15 protein-coding genes are annotated in these 20,047 nt (G+C 39.6%); 11 read left to right on the top strand and 4 right to left on the bottom strand.

Going from position 1 to position 20,047, the window contains the following annotated elements:
- The first annotated feature begins 228 nt into the window (after positions 1–228).
- Positions 229–2,892, top strand: coding sequence for a cation-translocating P-type ATPase (locus ACEN36_RS08000; RefSeq protein ID WP_407102627.1), 2,664 nt, complete (start codon positions 229–231; stop codon positions 2,890–2,892).
- A 217-nt stretch (positions 2,893–3,109) separates the two neighbouring features.
- Positions 3,110–4,501 carry an L-cystine transporter gene (locus tag ACEN36_RS07995; protein WP_407126335.1) on the top strand — a complete coding sequence of 464 codons (1,392 nt, stop codon included), beginning with the start codon at positions 3,110–3,112 and terminating at the stop codon, positions 4,499–4,501.
- A gap of 452 nt (positions 4,502–4,953) precedes the next feature.
- Here the strand turns inward: ACEN36_RS07995 and ACEN36_RS07990 are convergent, their stop codons facing one another.
- From ACEN36_RS07990 to ACEN36_RS07980, 3 genes are read right to left on the bottom strand one after another with little or no spacing between them, the layout of a single operon-like run.
- The gene (locus ACEN36_RS07990; protein WP_407126339.1) at positions 4,954–6,156 is read right to left on the bottom strand and encodes an ABC transporter permease; all 1,203 of its coding nucleotides are present in this window, start codon (positions 6,154–6,156) and stop codon (positions 4,954–4,956) included.
- Between the two features lie 41 nt (positions 6,157–6,197).
- A complete protein-coding gene (locus ACEN36_RS07985; RefSeq protein ID WP_407126334.1) occupies positions 6,198–6,887 on the bottom strand; it encodes an ABC transporter ATP-binding protein in 690 nt (229 codons plus the stop codon).
- 13 nt (positions 6,888–6,900) lie between these two features.
- On the bottom strand, positions 6,901–7,767 hold the full coding sequence (locus ACEN36_RS07980; RefSeq protein ID WP_407126333.1) for an HlyD family efflux transporter periplasmic adaptor subunit: 867 nt from the start codon (positions 7,765–7,767) through the stop codon (positions 6,901–6,903).
- Between the two features lie 180 nt (positions 7,768–7,947).
- Between ACEN36_RS07980 and ACEN36_RS07975 the strand changes: the two genes are divergently transcribed.
- The 9 genes from ACEN36_RS07975 to ACEN36_RS07935 all read left to right on the top strand — a co-directional run bounded on the left by ACEN36_RS07975 (position 7,948) and on the right by ACEN36_RS07935 (position 18,540).
- A complete protein-coding gene (locus tag ACEN36_RS07975) occupies positions 7,948–8,676 on the top strand; it encodes a metallophosphoesterase (protein WP_407126332.1) in 729 nt (242 codons plus the stop codon).
- Positions 8,677–8,754: 78 nt separating this feature from the next.
- On the top strand, positions 8,755–9,726 hold the full coding sequence (locus ACEN36_RS07970) for an ABC transporter ATP-binding protein (RefSeq protein ID WP_407102631.1): 972 nt from the start codon (positions 8,755–8,757) through the stop codon (positions 9,724–9,726).
- Positions 9,726–11,243: an ABC transporter permease/substrate-binding protein gene (locus ACEN36_RS07965; RefSeq protein ID WP_407102632.1), complete on the top strand. Its 1,518-nt coding sequence runs from the start codon at positions 9,726–9,728 to the stop codon at positions 11,241–11,243. Before ACEN36_RS07970 ends, ACEN36_RS07965 begins: the two co-directional genes overlap by 1 nt.
- Before the next feature lie 25 nt (positions 11,244–11,268).
- A complete protein-coding gene (locus ACEN36_RS07960) occupies positions 11,269–12,093 on the top strand; it encodes a metallophosphoesterase (RefSeq protein WP_407126331.1) in 825 nt (274 codons plus the stop codon).
- A gap of 416 nt (positions 12,094–12,509) precedes the next feature.
- Positions 12,510–14,687 carry a Tex family protein gene (locus ACEN36_RS07955; protein ID WP_407126330.1) on the top strand — a complete coding sequence of 726 codons (2,178 nt, stop codon included), beginning with the start codon at positions 12,510–12,512 and terminating at the stop codon, positions 14,685–14,687.
- A gap of 43 nt (positions 14,688–14,730) precedes the next feature.
- On the top strand, positions 14,731–15,198 hold the full coding sequence (locus tag ACEN36_RS07950; RefSeq protein ID WP_407103244.1) for a SprT family protein: 468 nt from the start codon (positions 14,731–14,733) through the stop codon (positions 15,196–15,198).
- 184 nt (positions 15,199–15,382) lie between these two features.
- Complete coding sequence (locus tag ACEN36_RS07945; protein ID WP_407126329.1) at positions 15,383–16,441, top strand: LLM class flavin-dependent oxidoreductase; 1,059 nt, start codon at positions 15,383–15,385, stop codon at positions 16,439–16,441.
- An 11-nt stretch (positions 16,442–16,452) separates the two neighbouring features.
- The gene (locus ACEN36_RS07940) at positions 16,453–16,980 is read left to right on the top strand and encodes an NADPH-dependent FMN reductase (protein WP_407126328.1); all 528 of its coding nucleotides are present in this window, start codon (positions 16,453–16,455) and stop codon (positions 16,978–16,980) included.
- Between the two features lie 147 nt (positions 16,981–17,127).
- Positions 17,128–18,540 carry a glycosyl hydrolase family 28-related protein gene (locus ACEN36_RS07935; protein WP_407126327.1) on the top strand — a complete coding sequence of 471 codons (1,413 nt, stop codon included), beginning with the start codon at positions 17,128–17,130 and terminating at the stop codon, positions 18,538–18,540.
- A 71-nt stretch (positions 18,541–18,611) separates the two neighbouring features.
- On the opposite strand, the gene ACEN36_RS07930 is transcribed toward ACEN36_RS07935, so the two are convergent.
- Positions 18,612–19,844 carry an MFS transporter gene (locus ACEN36_RS07930; protein ID WP_407126326.1) on the bottom strand — a complete coding sequence of 411 codons (1,233 nt, stop codon included), beginning with the start codon at positions 19,842–19,844 and terminating at the stop codon, positions 18,612–18,614.
- Between the last annotated feature and the right edge of the window lie 203 nt (positions 19,845–20,047).

The raw sequence follows: 20,047 nt of genomic DNA, 5'->3' as shown, positions 1-20,047 counted from the left end.
TATCTCCAGATAGTTACTATTTAAAACAAAAGCATGTTATATAAAATTGAACCGCCGTATACCGAACGGTACGTACGGTGGTGTGAGAGGACGGTAAATAAATTAATTATTTACCTCCTACTCGATTGAATATTTTACAGAACCGTGGCGGTTTCTTTGAATAAAAAACAAGAACAGCCTATAATAACGGTAAGTACGAAGAACAGTTGGAATGAGAGGATGAGTAGGATGGCAAATAAAGAACAAATAAAAGAGCCTTTTTTCGCTCAGGATGTAGAAACGGTTTTTAACAAATTTGAAACATCCAAAGAAGGTTTATCAACTTCAGAAGCAGAAAAGCGGATCGAGTCATATGGGCATAATCAGCTCAATGAAGAAAAACAAAAAAGTGTCATCGTCAAATTCTTTGAACAGTTCAAAGATTTCATGATCTTGGTTTTGATTGCAGCAGCTCTGATATCAGCATTTTTCGGTGATGTAGCTGATGCGGTGATTATTTTAGCGGTTGTTATTTTAAATGCTGTTTTAGGTGTGTTTCAAGAAGCGAAAGCTGAAGAAGCTATCGCATCCTTAAAGAAAATGTCTTCTCCAGAAGCACGTGTAAGACGGAACGGCTCTGTAGTACATATCAAAAGTGAAGAGCTGGTTCCGGGTGACATTGTCTTACTAGAAGCTGGAGATGTGGTACCGGCAGATATGCGTTTATTTGAAAATGCTTCCTTAAAAATAGAAGAATCAGCCCTCACTGGAGAATCAGTTCCTGTTGAAAAAGAGTTGACGCTGATAGAGGATGAGAAAGTCGGTATCGGTGATCGAAAAAATATGGCTTTTATGAACAGCAATGTCACTTATGGACGTGGTGAAGGGATTATTGTTGGAACGGGAATGGCGACAGAAGTTGGTAAAATTGCGACTATGTTAGCTTCTTCGGAAGAAACGATGACACCACTACAAAATAATTTAAACCGATTAGGAAAATATTTAACAATTGCCATCATTATTATTGCTGTTGTGATGTTTGTGGTGGGGCTTTCCAATGGACGTGATTGGGTAGAAATGCTATTGACCTCTATTTCTTTAGCGGTAGCGGCTATTCCAGAAGGATTGCCAGCGATCGTGACGATTATTTTATCACTGGGAACCCAAAAGATGGCGAAGCGAAAAGCTTTGATTCGAAATCTGCCAGCGGTGGAAACATTAGGGAGTACGGATATTATTTGTTCAGATAAAACTGGAACATTGACTATGAATCAAATGACCGTGGAAAAAATTTATACCAATAATGTTTTGCAAGACGCAAGTGAAGAGATAGGTATGGATTCGCCGGTCATGAAAGTTATGACATATGCAAATGACACCAATATATCTGGCGAAGGAGAATTGATTGGAGATCCAACAGAAACAGCCTTGATTCAATTTGCATTAGATAAAAAGCTGGATGTTAAAACAGCTTTGGAAAATGAACCGCGTGAAGCAGAAGTTCCTTTTGAATCGGAGCGTAAATTGATGTCAACGATTCATAAGATGGCGGATGGAATGTACTTTATTGCTACTAAAGGAGCACCGGATGAATTACTGAAAAGATGTACCAAGATTGATATCAATGGAGAATTGCAACCATTGACAGAAGACAGTCGAACGGCTATTTTAGATACGAATCATGATATGGCTACTCAAGCACTACGGGTTTTAGCGATGGCTTATAAAGTGGTTAGCACGGTTCCTTCAGAAGTAAATACTCAAACGGTGGAAACGGATTTGATCTATGCTGGTATGGTCGGGATGATAGATCCTGAAAGAGAAGAAGCTAAGGATTCCATCAGCGTGGCTAAGACAGCTGGTATCCGTTCGATCATGATCACTGGAGACCATAAAGACACTGCAGCTGCGATTGCTGCACGATTAGGGATCATTGAAAAAGGGCAGTCAGAAGCCGTTATTACAGGTGCGGAATTAGATCAGATCGATGATGCTGCATTTGCTAAGTCGGTCAAAAAATATTCTGTTTATGCACGTGTTTCGCCAGAGCATAAAGTTCGAATCGTCAAAGCTTGGCAAAAAGCGGGTAAAATCGTAGCCATGACAGGAGATGGAGTAAATGACGCTCCAGCTTTAAATACCGCAGATATTGGTGTGGGTATGGGAATAACGGGAACCGAAGTATCTAAAGGAGCCAGTGATATGGTCCTTGCAGATGACAACTTTGCGACTATTGTAGTCGCCGTAGAAGAAGGGCGAAAAGTATTTACCAATATTCAAAAAGCGATTCAATTCCTATTATCTGCCAACTTGGGAGAAGTGCTGACGTTATTCATTGCTACTTTACTAGGGTGGAGCGTACTTGGACCGGTGCACATCTTATGGATCAATTTAGTAACGGACACTTTTCCAGCTATCGCACTTGGATTGGAACCGGGTGAAAAAGACATCATGCAAGAGAAACCGCGTGGAAAAGAAGCAACATTTTTCTCCAATGGTGTTTTTCCTAGTATTGTGTACCAAGGAATTATAGAAGGAGCGCTTACGTTAGGTGTTTATTGGTGGGCAACACACAATCCTGTACATGTAGGCAATGAAGAATTGATTCATTTAGATGCTTTAACAATGACTTTTGCAACATTAGGTTTATTGCAAATCTTCCATGCTTTTAACGTAAAGTCGATTGAAAAGTCTATATTCACAGTAGGAATATTTAAAAATAAAATGTTTAATTTAGCGGTTGTTACTTCAGCTGCCCTTTTAGGAATAGTCATATTGGTTCCTGGATTAAATAGCTGGTTCAGTGTAGCAACGTTAAATCTTGAACAATGGTTAATAGTATTAGGTACATCGTTCTCAATTATACCAATTGTAGAAATCATCAAGTTCTTTATCCGAAAATTTATGAAGTAACCCATTAACCCCATTCTTTGTGAAAAAGGATGGGGCTTATTATGTAATTTGGTTGCTTTTTTCACATAAAACAGTTACTATTTATAAGTCTCTAGAATTTTGTCATTATCAGATTCTAGGACTACCAGTCGGAAAACTAGGTAGTCTGGGACCTTTAATCCTATGATCAAAAAATGCTTTCCAGTCATGGGAGAGCGATATTAAAGGGAGAGTTTATATGACAACAGTATCTATTATTTTAGTATTGGTATTATTTGTCGCTGTTTTGTTTGGGCTATGGAAAATGCAAACAAAACATGTGAAGTTTTCAACTCGTGTATTTGCGGGTTTAGGAGCAGGGGTAGTTTTTGGTGGTCTTTTGCAATTATTATTCGGTTCTGATGGAGCAGTTACAACAGAAGCCATCAGTTGGATCAATATCGTTGGACAAGGGTACGTGAGATTCTTGCAAATGTTGATCATGCCATTGATTTTTGTCTCTATTATTGGAGCATTTACAAAAATTGAAAACAGTAAAAACCTAGGGAAAATCAGTACTTCAGTATTGACGACTTTGTTGGCCACTACAGCGATTGCTGCTTTGATCGGTATCGGAAGCGTCTTACTGTTTAACTTAGATGGAGCTGAATTTACTCAAGGAGATGCTGAAACAGCTCGTATCGAACAAATAACCGAAACTTCAGCCCAAGTAGAAGATCTATCTCTTCCAGAACAAATTGTTAATTTTATTCCGAATAATGTATTTGCAGATTTAGCTGATTCAAGAGATACAAGTACCATTGCAGTTGTAATCTTTTCAGCATTTGTAGGAGTTGCTTATCTAGGAATTTCTAGAAAAGATCCGGAAAATGCTTCTTTCTTCAAAAAAATCATGGATAGCTTGTATTCCATTGTGATGCGTATCGTAACATTGGTATTGCGCATATCTCCATATGGTATTTTTGCTTTAATGACAAAAATGTTAGCTACTAGTGATTTCAATGCATTAGTAAACTTAGGTGTATTTGTCATTGCATCTTATTCAGCCATTGCTGTGATGTTTATTATCCATATGTTGATTTTATCAGGTTTTAAAGTTAACCCGATCACATATGTGAAAAAAGCTTTTCCAGCACTAAGTTTCGCATTTACTGCTCGTTCAAGTGCGGGTGCCTTACCGCTAAATATTGAAACACAAACAAAAGCCTTAGGTGTAGATAGTGCCTCAGCTAACTTTGCTGGATCATTCGGTCTATCTATTGGGCAAAACGGCTGTGCAGGTATTTATCCTGCTATGTTGGCAACTATTGTTGCACCAACTGTCGGAATTGATGTATTTAGTCCTTCATTTATTATTACGCTAGTTGCAGTAGTAACGATCAGCTCGTTTGGAGTTGCTGGTGTAGGTGGCGGAGCGACATTTGCTGCATTAATCGTTTTAGGTGCTTTAGATTTACCAATTGCAATTGTTGGGTTATTGATTTCAGTTGAACCGATTATTGATATGGCTCGGACGATGTTAAACGTAAACGACAGCATGTTAGCTGGAGTTGTTTCTGCTAGAGTTGTCCACACATTAGACGATGACATCTTAAATGATGAAAATGCTGTTGTGAGCAGCGAAGCCTAATTAAATAAATTCAGGAAAAGTTGAGATAAGAAAACTTATCTCAACTTTTTTTGTGTGCCGTAAAAAGGGGAAAATAGGGAGAAATGGAACGCAAATCGTTTTTACGTTACTTTAGAAGTCCTTAGTTCAGAAAAAGAGCACGCAAATTAATTTTACGTGCCCATAAAACTAGTTTTCTTTCAAAAAGGGAACGTAAATAGAATTGAAGAAACAAAAAAAGTGCTGATGAGCAGTCATCGACACTTTAATAGGAAAGAGAATGATCCTGCTCATTTAGACGATTTGCACAGAGCAGACTACGTATCTATAAGCTCTACTCCACTCTCTGTCTTAGACGAGTCGCGTAAGGCAGCTCACACACCCAAAAATAGAACCAGCCCTAGTCAGGTAAAGTGCACCTGGCTAAGGCTGGTTCTATTTTGTTCGGAGAGCTAAACGACTTACTCCACTCTCTATTCGTAACGCAATGCTTCGATCGGGTCTAATTTAGCTGCTTTTCGCGCTGGATAGAGTCCGAAAAAGATTCCGACTGCACTAGAGAAAAGCAGAACCAATAGAACGGATCCAATGGTAATGTTTGGAACGATATTCAAAGCATTTGAAACGCCTGTTGCTAATAAAATGCCTAGGATAAGTCCGATAGTTCCGCCGATCAAACACAGGATAACGGATTCCATCAAGAATTGTACCAAAATAGTTCTCGTTGTCGCCCCTAATGCTTTTCGGGTACCAATTTCTCGGGTACGTTCGGTGACCGAAACCAGCATAATGTTCATTACCCCAATTCCACCAACCAATAAAGCAATTCCTGCTACTGCAGCGATGAAGTTGATGAACAAGCTTAATACTTGGTCGACTTGATCGAGTGCTTGCAGGAAGTTAGTGGCTGAGTACCAATTTTCTCCCACTGCATCGTGTCTTGTTTCTAAAATCCGCACAATTTGAGTGGAAACAGTTTCAATAGCATCTTTATCGGTAACTTGAATGGTTAAGCTGTCGATCCCGCCAAGCGTAGGATTTAGTTTTTCCATCGTCGTTAAAGGAATAGCTGCATACAAAGGCATTTGACTTAAGTCAAAGGAGCCTTGCAAGTCTTGGAAAGTTCCTTCAACAACTCCGATAACAGTCAAATCCAATTGGTTTCCTGAATTCCCGACCAATTTGATTTGTTCTCCTAACACTTCCGTACGCCCGTTAAATAATGCAGCAGCTGTATCTTCACTGATCACAATAACGTTTTTTCCGTCTGCATAGTCATTTTGATTGAAATACCGTCCGCTGATAATGGTACTTTCCATGACTTGATTGGTATATTGTAGGTCGGGTGTACCATAAGACACAATAGATTGACGGCTTTCAAAGTCTGATTGTATTGAAGCCATGGCTGTTTTGTCTGGTGAAATACGTTCAATTTCTGGAATAGCTTCTTTTAGAGCCAGGATATCATTTTCTGTTAGTGGTTCTGTTTCGGTGGCTTCATCAGTCACGGAAAGCGAAATCGTAGAAGCGCCTAAGTTATTAAATGTGCCGGTAATTTCTTCCGTTGCGCCATTTCCAACACCTAAAATCGCAATTACAGCTGCTATACCGATAATGATACCTAACATAGTCAAAAAGGAGCGCATTTTATTTGCCAGAACGCTATCGATCGCCATTTTAAAATTTTCACTAAAATTCAAAGAGTAACAGCTCCTTTCTAGATTATTTTTTGAGTTTGACTATGGTCATCTTGGATTTCTCCATCTCTAAATAAGACCATCCGTTTTGTGTATTCCGCGACTTCCGGTTCATGTGTCACCATGACTACAGTGGTTCCTTCAGCATTGATTTCTTGGAAAATACGCATAATTTCTAAAGTCGTTTTAGAATCTAAATTCCCAGTTGGTTCGTCTGCCATCAAAACGGATGGTTGATTAACGATGGCACGAGCAATAGCTACACGTTGTTTTTGACCACCAGAAATTTCATTGGGGCGGTGTTTCACTCGATCACTCAAACCAACTCTGTCTAAAGCTTTTAAAGCTCTTTCGCGTCGTTCTTTTTTAGGAATATTAGCATAAACCATCGGCAATTCCACATTCTCTAAAATAGTCATCCGCGGCATCAAGTTAAAGGATTGAAAAATAAACCCGATTTCCTTGTTGCGGACCAGAGCACTTTCGTTATCCGACAAATTGCTCACATCTTGACCATTTAAAAAATACGTGCCGGCATCAAAGCGATCCAATAAGCCTAAAATGTTCATCATTGTTGATTTTCCAGAACCGCTGGGGCCCATAATTGAAGTGAATTCACCTTTTTCGATGCGCAAATCGATTTTGTTCAGAGCAGTCAATGATTCTCCGCCTGTATAATATGTTTTAGTGATTCCTTTAATTTCAATCAATGTTATCTACCCTCTATTCTTTGTCTTGAGTCGTTACAGTAATACCGTCTTTTACATCTTCGCTTGGTGAAAGAACTACGGTGTCTCCAGAAGCTAAACCAGAAAGAATCTCTACTTTTGTAGTAGATTGAAGCCCAATTTCTACGGGTGTATTTTGAACGACATCATTTTCTACCGTATACACGAAAGGCTCATTTTCATTATTGTAAACTAATGATTCTATTGGAATCGTTAAGGCGTTTTCAGCACTATTTGTGGTGATGTCTGCATCAATATCAAAACCAGCAATCAAGCCTTCTGGATTTTCATCAAATGAAATCACAGCATTTAATAGTTGAGTAGATCCTGTTGCACCAGTAGTTTCTATAGCTACTGGATCTACATGTGTGACAGTACCAGAATAAGTATTGTCTCCACTTGATAACTCAACGGCTTGGTCTACTTTTACTAAAGGAGCATCTGATTTAGTTAATTGAATCGCAACTTCTAATTCATTTAAATCTGACAAAACAACTGCAGGAGTCCCAGTTTGAGCACTTAAATCAGGCTCATCTTCAGAAGCGTTGACCGCTGTCACACTACCTGCAAAATCGGCTTCAATATTGACTCCATCGAATGAAATCAATGTATCTCCTTCTTCAACAGTATCATTCACAGCAACCGGTAAATCAGAAACAGTACCTTGTCCAAATACTTCTTGCGTTTGGCTAGGCTCAACCAGTCCAGTCAAAGACAATGTCTCTGTAATGGTTTCTTCTGTTACTGTATCGGTACGTACTGTTAAAACGTCTTCCTTATTATTTGCAAAAATAAGGGTATATCCTATTAAGGCAACTGCTGCTACGGCAACTATGATGCCGATGATTTTTTTCCAATTCATCAAAAAAACTTCCTCTCACTATTCGACTAATTTTTAACTATACGTCTTTATTATAAAGCGAAAAAATAGAGACGTCTATTTTGTTGCCAAAACTTAAGAAAGAATTAGAGTCTATCTTTTAGCCTATTTGTATTTTTTCTGTATAATAAAGTATATAAATGCTAAGAGAGGCGTTGCTTTATGAAACAAGAAATTTTTGCAATAGGCGATGTTCATGGAGAAATCACTTTGTTCAAAGAGATGTTACAGAACTGGGATGAAGAGACACAGCAACTTGTTTTGATAGGGGACTTAGGAGACCGTGGGGAAAATCCAAAAGAGTGTTTCGCTTTAGGGAACTCTTTAGTGGCCGAAAAAGGAGCTATTTGTTTACGAGGAAATCACGAAGAGATGCTGCTTGGTTTTCTGCGTCAACCAGAAGAAAATTATTCATTGTATGCTATGAACGGCGGAGGAAAAACCATTGAGACCTTCTTGCATCCAGGTGCGGAAGACGAATATTCGGCTGTGGAAATAGCGGGGATAATCAAAAGTCATTACCCCTGGCTAGAAGTATTTTTAGAAAACTGCTTGCTGTATTATGAATGGGAAGACTATATTTTTGTACATGCTGGTGTCGACTTAGCTAAAAAAGACTGGAAAAAAACCGCCGCAAAGGATTTTGTATGGATTCGCGAAGGTTTTTACGATCAGAAAAATAAGACAGGCAAAAAAATAGTTTTTGGACATACCATAACTCCAATGCTATATGGTGATAATAAAACTACTGATGTATGGACCAAAAATGACCTTATTGGTATTGATGGCGGTGCTGTGTACGGAGGAGCTTTGCATGGAGTTCGTTTCGATAAAACAGGGATCGTAAAAGATTACGCTATTCCAAATAAAAACAAGGGATTGTGGGAATAAAAAGTAGAAAAAGCATGGTTTGGGATATGGTGTCTCAAACCAATTGCTTTAGTCTAAAAAAAATTAAGGGGAGAAAAAATGATTCAATTTGAGAAAGTATCCAAAGAATACCAAGAAAATAAACCAGTAGTCTCCAACTTAAGCTTTGAAATTCAAGATAACGAATTTTTTGTGTTTATTGGACCTAGTGGAAGTGGCAAAACGACCACTTTAAAAATGATCAATCGCCTGATTCCATTAACAAACGGCTATATTCGGATTGATGGGAAAATGATCAGTGAGTACAAATTAAATGAATTGCGTTGGAATATCGGCTATGTATTGCAGCAAATTGCATTATTTCCACATATGACGATTGAGGAAAACATTACGGTTGTACCAGAAATGAAGAAGTGGCCTAAAGAAAAAATGAAAGAACGTGTCACAGAACTATTAGCTAGTGTAGGGTTGGATCCAGAAAGTTATCGGAACCGCAAACCAGCTGAATTATCGGGTGGAGAACAACAACGAATTGGAATCGTTCGCGCATTAGCAGCGGACCCGGATATTATTTTAATGGATGAACCGTTTAGTTCGTTGGACCCTATCAGCCGGAGCAGTTTACAGCAAGACTTGCTACATATGAAAGAGACTTTGAATAAAACCATTGTCTTTGTAACACATGATATTAGCGAAGCTTTAACGTTAGGTGATCGTATCTGCTTATTTAACAAAGGAGAAGTTGTGCAGATTGGAACGCCTCAAGAAATCCGAGAGCAACCTAAGAATGACTTTGTACGAGAATTTTTAAAAGCTGGGAATATAGTTTCAGAACAACGTCGAACAGTAGGCGATTTAGTAAAAGCAGGTTATATGGACAAAAGAACGGCAGACGTTGAGGGTGCTCCAAGCCTCAATATTTATGCGACCATCGAGGAAGCGACTGGCGTATTAGCTAAAGCATCAAACGTAAAGGTCATGAATGAGAACCAAGAATGGATTGGAACTATTTCACAACAACAACTTCTTTCTTACCTGGCCGATAACGTTCAGGAAGGAGGAAACCGCTAATGCAAACATTGATCGATACATTTGTAGAACGAAGAGAGCAACTGTGGACCACTTTATTAGAACATATCGAATTGTCATTGATTTCATTACTAATAGCCGTTTTGATCGCTATTCCCATCGCAATAGCTTTGACTTATCGAAAAAAATGGGCAAACCCTATTATTCAAATTACTGCAATTTTCCAAACGATTCCTTCTTTAGCTTTACTAGGGTTATTGATTCCGCTGGTAGGTATTGGACGACTTCCCGCCACCATCGCTTTAGTGATGTATGCATTGCTGCCAATACTGCGCAATACCTATATCGGTATTGTGGATATTGATCCTTCAATGACTGAAGCTGCAGATGCAATGGGGATGAATGCCTTTCGAAAATTAGTGAAAGTCCAAATCCCAATGGCACTTCCTGTCATTATGGGAGGAATCCGTAATGCAATGGTATTGATTGTCGGAACGGCTACAATTGCTTCATTGATCGGGGCAGGAGGTCTAGGGGATCTTATCTTACTAGGAATCGACCGAGGAGATAACTCACTGATCTTGTTGGGAGCTATTCCATCCGCGTTACTAGCGATTTTGTTTGATGTCTTTTTGGGTGTTTTGGAAAAAATCTCCTTTAGAAAGACGATTATTGTATTAAGTGTAGTGTTAGGTTTGATGGTGATTGGTTTTGTTGCTTCATGGCTAACCAATTCTGAAGAAGAAATTACGATTGGTGGTAAATTAGGTGCTGAACCAACTATTCTGATGCATATGTATGAAGATTTAATTGAAAGCCAAACCGATATTTCTGTAGCATTAGAACCTAATCTAGGGAAAACAACCTTCAACTTTAATGCCATCCAATCTGGAGACATCGATATTTATACCGAATACACTGGAACGGTGTTGGCCACTTTCTTAGATGAACCGCTTGAGTCATCAGACGAAGCAGCAGTTTATGAACAAGCTAAAACCGGTTTAGAAGAGCAATATGAGATGACTTTACTGGATCCAATGGATTTCAACAACACTTATGTATTGGCGGTCACTGAAGAGTTGGCTGAACAATATGATTTGGAAACTTTTTCTGATTTGATTCCGATTGCTGACGAAATCAAAGCTGGATTTACATTAGAGTTTTCAGACCGAGAAGATGGATATCCGGGGATTCAAGAATTATACGGGTTAACATTTGGCAGTGTGGAAACAATGGAACCAAATATCCGCTATCAAGCTGTTGAAACTGGAGACGTCAATCTAGTAGATGCTTATTCTACGGATAGTGATATTGAAGCCTATAACTTAGTTCAACTAGAAGATGATTTAGGCCTATTCCCACCTTATCAAGGAGCTCCATTGATGCTGATAGAAACGTTGGAAAAATACCCGGAATTGGAAGGAATATTGAACCAATTAGGTGGGAAAATAACTGACGAACAAATGCGTCAAATGAACTATGCAGTAGATGTGGAAGGCAAATCGGAAGATGAAGTAGCGCATGAATTTTTAGTAGAAGAAGGATTAATGCCGAACTAGAAAAAATGAGTAAAGGAAGACGTAAATGAAGATAGGAGTTATTTCTGATATTCATATCGATTCAAATAAAAAGGCTATTCCAGCAGGGAGCACATTTGCCAAAACATTAGCTAAACAACTTCATCAAAAGGATGTTGATCTATTGCTTTTGGCTGGAGATATCAGTAGTGATTACCATCTTTCGCAAAGTTTTATGGATAAGTTAAAAGAAGAAACGACTTGTCGAGTTCTGTTTATTCCTGGAAACCATGATTTCTGGTCTCGAAAGAATGGGGAAGAAGATACCAAAAAGATTTACGATTTTTTCAAACAACAACCAGAAAGCATTCTTGAAAAGCCTTATATCATCAATGACAAATGGGCTGTGGTGGGCAATTCGGGATGGTACGATTACGGATATGCGGATGATGAGCAATATACAAAAGAAGATTTTGACCGGATGAAGTATCGGATTGGTGCTTGGAACGACAAATATTATGTGCATTGGGGCAAAGAAAACCAAGAAGTTGCGCAGTGGATGTTGGATAAGATAGAAGAAGATATGGAGAAAATCGGAGATCGCAACGTGATTCTTATGACCCATATCGCTACTCATCCGCAATTTGTAGTCCCCTTACCAAGCCGGACTTATGATTATTTTAATGCTTTCTTAGGTAGTTCTTCTTATGAATGGCTGTATCAAAAATATCCAATCAAATACAGTATTATGGGGCATGTCCATTTTAGAAAAACGCTTCGTGATGAGGAAAGAACTTATATCAGTGCGTGTTTAGGCAATAAAAAACATTGGCGCAGAAAAGATATCGAAACAGAGATTGCCCGGACTATGGTGACGTTTGAAATAGACTAGAACATGTTTGCAGATGGCAGGAGTGAAGCTTGAGTGAGCTTTCCTCCTGCTTTTTTTGCGTGAAATGTTGGTAGTTAGGGTATTGTTTAAATAAACGGCTTTCTTCAGTGTCTGGTTAGATGAGTTGCGCATGGCTGCTCATGCGCCTATAAGCTACTCTCCAACTGTCAGGAAAGTGCACCTGACTGTTGGAGAGTAGCTTATATTCGATGAGCAAAACGCCATGCTCCACTCTCTGCTTCTTAAACGAGTTGCGCAGAGCAGACTACATGTCTATAAGCTGATTTTGACCTGTCAGGAAAGTGCACCTGACTGGTCAAAATCTTCTTATAGCCAGTAGTCTAAACGCTCTGCTCCACTCTCTCTTTGTTTATGCTAAAATAGAGTGTATGTGTATTATAGGGAGGAAGAAGATTATGGCTGAAACAAATGAAAATCGTGTACTGAAATTATTAAATGCTGAATTGACAGCTTACTCAAAAAAACAAATTACTACTGTATTGAATTTATTGAGTGAAGGAAATACGGTTCCTTTTATTGCTCGTTACCGAAAAGAAATGACGGGTACTTTGGATGAAGTACAGATTCGCGAAATCGAAGAGCGACACACTTACCTGGAGAATCTAGAAAAACGTAAAAACGATGTCCTTCACTCGATTGAAGAACAAGGCAAATTGACTCCTGAATTGGGAAAAGAGATCAAACAAGCGGATAAAATGCAATTAGTAGAAGATTTGTATCGTCCATTTAAGCAGAAACGCCGTACTAAAGCTACGATTGCTAAAGAAAAAGGGTTAGAACCTTTAGCAGAGTGGTTACTGTCTTTTCCAAAAACCGACGTGACCGCAGAAGCTGAAAAATACATTGATGAAGAACAGGAAGTAGTAACAACAGAAGATGCCCTAGCAGGAGCACACGAAATACTGGCAGAATCTTTTGGTGACGAACCAACTTACCGTCAATGGATCCGTGATTTCACTTTCAACAATGGACGCATCGTTTCAGTTTCGAAAAATGAAGAAGCAGACGAAAAAGGCGTTTATGAAATGTACTATGATTTCAGCGAAGCTATCAAATCAGTAGTATCGCACCGTGTATTAGCGATGAATCGTGGAGAAAAAGAGAAGATTCTAAAAGTCACTTTGGAAGTTGATGAAAACCGAATTTATTCTTATCTAATCAATCAAATTATGAAAGATTTATCTTCAACGGCTGCTCCATATCTACAAGAAGCGTATGTAGACAGTTACAAACGGTTTATTGGACCTGCTATTGAACGTGAAATCCGTTCTACTTTAACAGAAGCAGCCGATGAACAAGCGATTGCGATATTTGGAGAGAATTTGCGTAACTTATTGTTGCAACCCCCTTTGAAAGGAAAAGTTGTTTTAGGGTTCGACCCTGCGTATCGTACAGGTTGTAAATTAGCCATTGTGGACGCTACAGGAAAAGTAATGGATATTGATGTGATTTACCCACACAAACCTGCTGGACAAAGACAACGTGAAGAAGCAGCTATTAAATTTAGAGCTATGATTGAAAAATTCGGTGTTGAAATGGTGGCTATCGGGAACGGAACAGCTAGCCGTGAATCAGAGTCCTTTGTAGCAGAAAACTTGAAACAAGTGGACCGAGAAACGTTTTATGTGATCGTCAACGAAGCAGGAGCATCCGTCTACTCAGCAAGTGATGAAGCGCGCAGTGAGTTTCCCAATTTACAAGTCGAACAACGAAGCGCGGTAAGTATCGGTCGTCGTTTGCAAGATCCATTGGCTGAATTGGTGAAAATTGACCCTAAATCGGTTGGAGTAGGTCAATACCAGCACGATGTTTCGCAAAAACGTTTAGAAGAGCAGTTGGATTTTGTGGTTGAAACAGCTGTTAACCAAGTTGGAGTAAACGTAAATACAGCCAGTACTTCTTTATTGCAGCGAGTGGCTGGATTAACGAAAACGACGGCTAAAAATATTGTATCCTATCGGGAAGAAAATGGCCGTTTTGAAAAACGAAACCAATTGAAAAAGGTTCCTCGTCTAGGACCTAAAGCTTACGAGCAAGCTATTGGATTCTTGCGTATTATTGGTGGAAAAAATGTCTTAGACAACACCGGAATTCACCCCGAATCTTATGCTGAAGCGGAGCAAGTTTTGGAATATACTGGCTTAACTTTAAAAGATGTAGGAACAGAAGCTGCTAAAGAAGCTTTATCTCGTGTAAACTTGGATGAATTGGCTACAAAGACAGAGTTAGGGAAAGAAACTTTAAAAGACATTATTGATGCTTTAGTCAAACCAGGCCGAGATTTACGAGATGACATGGCGGCTCCATTATTGCGCCAAGATGTATTGTCAATGGAAGATATTCAACCCGGTATGAAACTAGAGGGAACTGTGCGAAACGTCATTGATTTTGGAGCTTTTGTGGATATTGGTGTGAAGCAAGATGGATTAGTACACATTTCCAAATTAAGCAAAAAATTTGTTAAGCACCCGACTAATGTCGTAGCAGTCGGTGATATTGTAACCGTTTGGGTAGATCAAATCGATGTGAAAAAAGGTCGGATTTCCTTGACCATGTTGGATCCACAGAAATAAAGAGCAACCATTCAAACGATTGAAATGATAAGGAGGTGTACAGTTGAGTCCTGATGAACTACAAGTGCTGGTAGAACAAATTTCTTTGACAGATTTTGGTGCACCTTTCAACCATAAAGCCAGTTTCAATAAACGGTTACGGACAACTGGTGGAAGGTATCATTTGGAAAGTCACGATTTGGATTTTAATCTCAAAGTTTTTGAAACATTTGGGATGGAGGAATTTTTAGGAGTAATCAAGCATGAGTTGTGCCATTATCATTTACATTTGGCGAACAAAGGGTTTCAACATCGTGATGCGGACTTTAAGCTGTTGCTCCAACAAGTCGGCGGCTCTCGGTATGTAAAATCTCTTGCCAAACCTAAAAAAACTCATTTTTGGATCTATGAGTGTAAAGAATGCGCTCAGAGATATTACCGCAAACGAAGAATGAATACACAAAAATATTGTTGCGGTGTTTGCAGAGGAAAACTGAAATTGAAACCAGAACGACTAGAACAACAAGTCTAATAACTATTTCTAAAAAAATTCTCAGAAAATTGGCATCAATTTTCTGAGTTTTTTTTTGCTTTTGTCAGCAGAATCAAAAATAAATACTTACAATTTATAGATTTTCCTATATAATATAAAAATACACTTCTAAAAAGTAAGCAACTTGACACAAATAAAGAACAAATCAAAGGAGATACAAAGTATGGAAAAATACCGGATAGATCCCAGCCAGGGATTAGAATTTGGATTGTACACATTAGGCGATCACATTCCTGATCCTGCAACAGGCAAGCGTATCTCGTCAGAACAACGGATTCAAGAAATCATTGAATTAGCTAAATTGGCAGAACAAGCTGGATTAGATTTTTTCAGTGTCGGGGAAAGCCATCAAGAATACTTTACCACTCAAGCACATTCAGTTGTATTGGCAGCCATTGCCCAAGCCACGAATAAAATTAAGATCGCCAGCTCTTCAACCATTATCAGCACTTCAGATCCTGTACGTGTGTATGAGGATTTTGCTACATTGGACCTCATTTCGAATGGACGTGCAGAAATCATTGCAGGTCGTGCATCGAGAGTCGGTCTGTTTGATTTGCTTGGGTATGACCTTAGAGACTACGAAGAATTATTTGAAGAAAAATTTGACTTGTTGAAGCAAATCAATGAGCAAGAAGTTGTCAATTGGGAAGGAAATTTCCGCAGACCGTTAAAAAACGCCCACATTCTTCCTAGGCCTGTAAAGGGTTCATTGCCGCTTTGGCGAGCAGTTGGAGGACCGCCAGAAAGTGCCATCAAAGCTGGTTTCGCTGGAGTACCCATGTTTATAGCGATGTTAGGGGGGCCAGTCAGTTCATTTGAGGTTTCTATACGCGCCTACAGAGAAGCGCTTAGCCGTTCAGGTTTTGAACCTGCAGAATTTCCTGTCGCAACGGCAGGATTCTTTTATGTGGCAGAAACCACTCAAGAAGCCTTTAAAGAAGCATATCCCTATATCAATCAGGGCTTGCAGCTGGTGAATGGCTCGCCCTATCCAAAGCAGCAATTTGCTCAGGGAGCAGATACCCGAAATGTGATGAATATTGGTAGTGCACAACAAATCATTGAAAAAATCTTGTATCAATACGAAACATTTGGACACCAGCGTTACATTGCGCAAATGGACTTCGGTGGAGTTCCATTTGATAAATTGCAAAAGAATATTGAGATTATCGGCAACGATATTTTACCCGCGATTAAGAAATACACGAAGAAAAAATAGGAGTGAAATAAATGAATGTAGTCTTGTTATCTGGTTCGAATGTGGGGACTAAAACTCGAGTAGCCATGGATTATACGATCAACGTATTATCAGAAAAATACCCGGAGATTGAAACTACTCTTATCGATTTAGCAGAATACGATATGCAGTTCAGTGATGGACGGAATTATTTGGAATATGAAGGGGACACGGGTTACATCACGAAAACGATTATGGCTGCAGATGCTTTGATTATCGGATCACCAATCTTTCAGGCGTCTATCCCGGCCTCATTAAAAAATGTCTTCGACTTATTGCCGCAAAATGCTTTCAGAGATAAAGTAGCCTCTGTGATCGTGACAGCCGGTTCTCCGAAACATTATTTGATTGCTGAACAACAAATAAAACCCATCTTGGCTTATATGAAAGCCCAAGTGGTGCAGCGCTATGTCTTTATTGAAGAAAAAGATATCTACCGTAAAGAACTAATCAACGACGACATCCATTTCCGCATTGAAAATTTAATCGAAGACACAGTAGTGTTGACAGAAACGTACTAAAAAATCAGAGAAGCAAAAGAAGCAGAGTATGGATTCTAATCAGTACGAATAAAAAAGAGGCGGTACAGCAGAAATGCTGTTCAACGCCTCTTTTGTTATAATGACAGAAAGAAGTCTGAGAGATGTAAAAAGAAAGGTGCGAAAAAGATGTCTCATTCTACTGTGACTCAGGAGTTGATAGCTGAAAAATTTCCGGATTATTTAGACAACAAACAAAAAAGGAAAACTATTCAAAGAACGGAAGTATTATTTCGCTCACTAAACAGTCTGCCAAAGAGAAAAATCAACTGGCAAGATTTGTTGTATTTGCCATTATTGACGAAGCCCAAAAGGGATTACACGATAGCACCGCCTGTTGCTATCGATCAATCTGGATTGATCCGCCCTTATTGGAAAGGGCTGTTTTCCCAAGCCATGAAAGAGTTATCGGAACTGGAACAAGTCTCTGTAACGGATTTTGGAGCGGTCGGTGATGGACAAACAGACTGTACAGAAGCTTTCCGGCAGGCAATCGGGAATGGTAGGAGAAGAGTCTTTGTGCCGGGAGGAACTTTCTGTACTCGGGGATTAAAACTGCCGTCTTATACTGCTTTAATAGGATCCGATACAGAAGAAACAGTGTTGATCTTAGCAGACGAATCACCAAAAAAAGAACGCTTGCTAACGAATAAAGATTGTTTGAAAGGGAATCATCATATTGAGATCGCTCATATGACATTGGATTGGAATGTGGAACGACTTCCCAAAGAAGAACGCACCTCTGCTGGAGGAACGACTTCGAGCGGAATCACACTAGCACATGTTCAATTTGCACACATCAAAAAAGTGAAGATCATCAATCCAGGCTTACATGGAGTAGACATTACTTCCATTCGGTACAATTATTTTGGTGATGGCCGGCGTTCGATTTTGGGAAGTCGATTTATTTGGGTAGATCAAGTCGAAGCAACGGGGTTCGGAGACGACGGCATTACGACGCACCATAGTGATGATCTGTTCATTACGAACAGCTATCTTCATCATCCAAGCGGCAGGGCGCATAAAACAGGCTTTTCTAATTCAAATGGTATTGAAGTAGATGACGGCTCTCAACACGTAGTACTGGCAAATAATCGAACAGCTTTTTGCTTCGGCGGTGTAGAAATCAAGGCTCATGAGACCAGCTCAGCTGCTTCGGATACACAAATTATTGGGCATTATTCGTATCACGACAATCGCTCGTACAATTTTCGCCATATCGGACATCATCAAGGAGAAGATACCCAATCCCAATCTGCTTATGGAATCAGAGCTGCTTATTTAGTCTCGGATTCGCCGCAATACACTGATTTATATGTCAAATCAACTCCGAGAGCATTAGTCGTTTCAGCTTATCAAAGAGTAGCCATTCATTCTTTTTTTGCACAAGCAGGACAAGACGAACAAGATCCAATTGCGATTTCTATTCAGTACCGTGCGAATCAGGTGAAACTACGGAAGATTAAGTTGGAAGGATATACCCGAAGTAAAAAAGCGCTGAGAATCTCAGAAACCGCGCGCGAAGTCTCCATTGTTGAATAAAAAGAATCCCAGGTCAAAACAAAAAGCCATGCAGTTTATTGAACTGCATGGCTTTTCTGGCTAATTAGTTTTTAAACTTCAACTGCTTTTGCGCGAACAGTCATATAAGCATTCTTTTTCAATCCAGGAATCGTCATCATTACGACAAAGCTTGTTAGATACAAGACCGATAAGAATCCCATGACGATCAGTAAATTGTAATTGTCCATCAGAAAACCAATTACAAGTGAAGAGAAACCGCCGATTGCTCGACCTACGTTTAATACAGCATTGTTTGCGATAGAGTGGATTCGTGCAGGATACAGTTGGCTTACGACAGCTCCATAACCTGGGAACATCCCATTTACGAAGAACCCGACAAATGCTCCGCCAAACAATAATGTCAATTGGCTATTGGCGTAGACAAACAGGAAGACTGAGGCAGCTGCTACCAATAAAAACAGAGCGAAGATGATGCGTGGTCCAAATTTGTCCAGTAAACGTCCGAAAGTCAGCATTCCGGCACACATTCCGACAATCGTCACGACCATCCAAAGAGAAGAGCCAGTAACAGACAGTCCCATTTGTTTTTGCAGGATGGAAGGAAGCCAGTTCATCAGACCAAAGTAGCCGGCAATTTGAACGGTGGCCATAAACATTAAAGCAATAGTGGTTCGTGTTAATTCTTTTGTTTTAAACAATTCTTTTAAGGAAGGTTTTTCTTTTGTGATTTCTTCAGCAGAGGCCATCAGTTCAAACTCCCCATCCACCGAAGCGTGCAGCCAAATGACTAAGAGAATCGGGATTAATCCGAATAAGAATAAAGCTCTCCAACCAAGCAGCGGAATTATGGCTCCTGCTAATAAAGCAGCTGCAATGGATCCTATTTGACCAGCGACGCCGTTCCAAGAAGACATGACACCTAATTTTTCCGGAGGCGATACTTTAGCAATGATGCTCATTGCAATTCCGTATTCTCCACCAGCTCCAATTCCCGCAATAAAACGGAGGACACAAACCCAGAAGAACGAATCTGCGAAGAACAAGGCTGCTGTGGCGAGTGAAAAGATCAGGATCGACCATTTGAATAATTTAAGGTTTCCTTTGCGATCTGCTAACACACCGAACACTAGGCCGCCTAATAGCATACCGAGGTTCGTGATAGTAGAAATAAACCCTCCTTGGGCGCCTGTAATACCAAGATCTGTGATGATGGAAGATAAAGCGAATGACAAAAACATGACATTCAAATCGTCCATCCCAGATCCGGCTAAGGCCGCAAAGAGGGCTTTCTGTTTATTTTTGGGCATAGTTGTACTAGCCATAACGACATCTCTCCTTAAAATGGATGCTCTCTGACATCCTTTATTTTAGTTCTCACACAGTATAGCCATAATTTTTCATTCTGGCAAGTATAAATTTTCCGTTGACAACCCCTGTTCAGTTCGCTAAGATTAGAACCAATGAAATACAAAAGATTTCCTTAATTGAGTCCTGTGAGGCTGAAAGGAAGTGCGGAAAAGCTACG

Origin of the sequence: Desemzia sp. FAM 23989 (genome assembly GCF_045528345.1) — a bacterium.
Lineage (GTDB): Bacteria > Bacillota > Bacilli > Lactobacillales > Carnobacteriaceae > Desemzia.
This window is presented reverse-complemented; position numbering and strand designations above follow the sequence as displayed.

Bases quoted from the DNA above. Each gene is read 5' to 3' on its own strand.
- ACEN36_RS07935 (WP_407126327.1), top strand. From the start codon at position 17,128: ATGTCTCATTCTACTGTGACTCAGGAGTTGATAGCTGAAAAATTTCCG.
- ACEN36_RS08000 (WP_407102627.1), top strand. From the start codon at position 229: ATGGCAAATAAAGAACAAATAAAAGAGCCTTTTTTCGCTCAGGATGTA.
- ACEN36_RS07990 (WP_407126339.1), bottom strand. From the start codon at position 6,156: ATGGCGATCGATAGCGTTCTGGCAAATAAAATGCGCTCCTTTTTGACT.
- ACEN36_RS07970 (WP_407102631.1), top strand. From the start codon at position 8,755: ATGATTCAATTTGAGAAAGTATCCAAAGAATACCAAGAAAATAAACCA.
- ACEN36_RS07965 (WP_407102632.1), top strand. From the start codon at position 9,726: ATGCAAACATTGATCGATACATTTGTAGAACGAAGAGAGCAACTGTGG.
- ACEN36_RS07995 (WP_407126335.1), top strand. From the start codon at position 3,110: ATGACAACAGTATCTATTATTTTAGTATTGGTATTATTTGTCGCTGTT.
- ACEN36_RS07975 (WP_407126332.1), top strand. From the start codon at position 7,948: ATGAAACAAGAAATTTTTGCAATAGGCGATGTTCATGGAGAAATCACT.
- ACEN36_RS07980 (WP_407126333.1), bottom strand. From the start codon at position 7,767: ATGAATTGGAAAAAAATCATCGGCATCATAGTTGCCGTAGCAGCAGTT.
- ACEN36_RS07940 (WP_407126328.1), top strand. From the start codon at position 16,453: ATGAATGTAGTCTTGTTATCTGGTTCGAATGTGGGGACTAAAACTCGA.
- ACEN36_RS07960 (WP_407126331.1), top strand. From the start codon at position 11,269: ATGAAGATAGGAGTTATTTCTGATATTCATATCGATTCAAATAAAAAG.
- ACEN36_RS07945 (WP_407126329.1), top strand. From the start codon at position 15,383: ATGGAAAAATACCGGATAGATCCCAGCCAGGGATTAGAATTTGGATTG.
- ACEN36_RS07930 (WP_407126326.1), bottom strand. From the start codon at position 19,844: ATGGCTAGTACAACTATGCCCAAAAATAAACAGAAAGCCCTCTTTGCG.
- ACEN36_RS07955 (WP_407126330.1), top strand. From the start codon at position 12,510: ATGGCTGAAACAAATGAAAATCGTGTACTGAAATTATTAAATGCTGAA.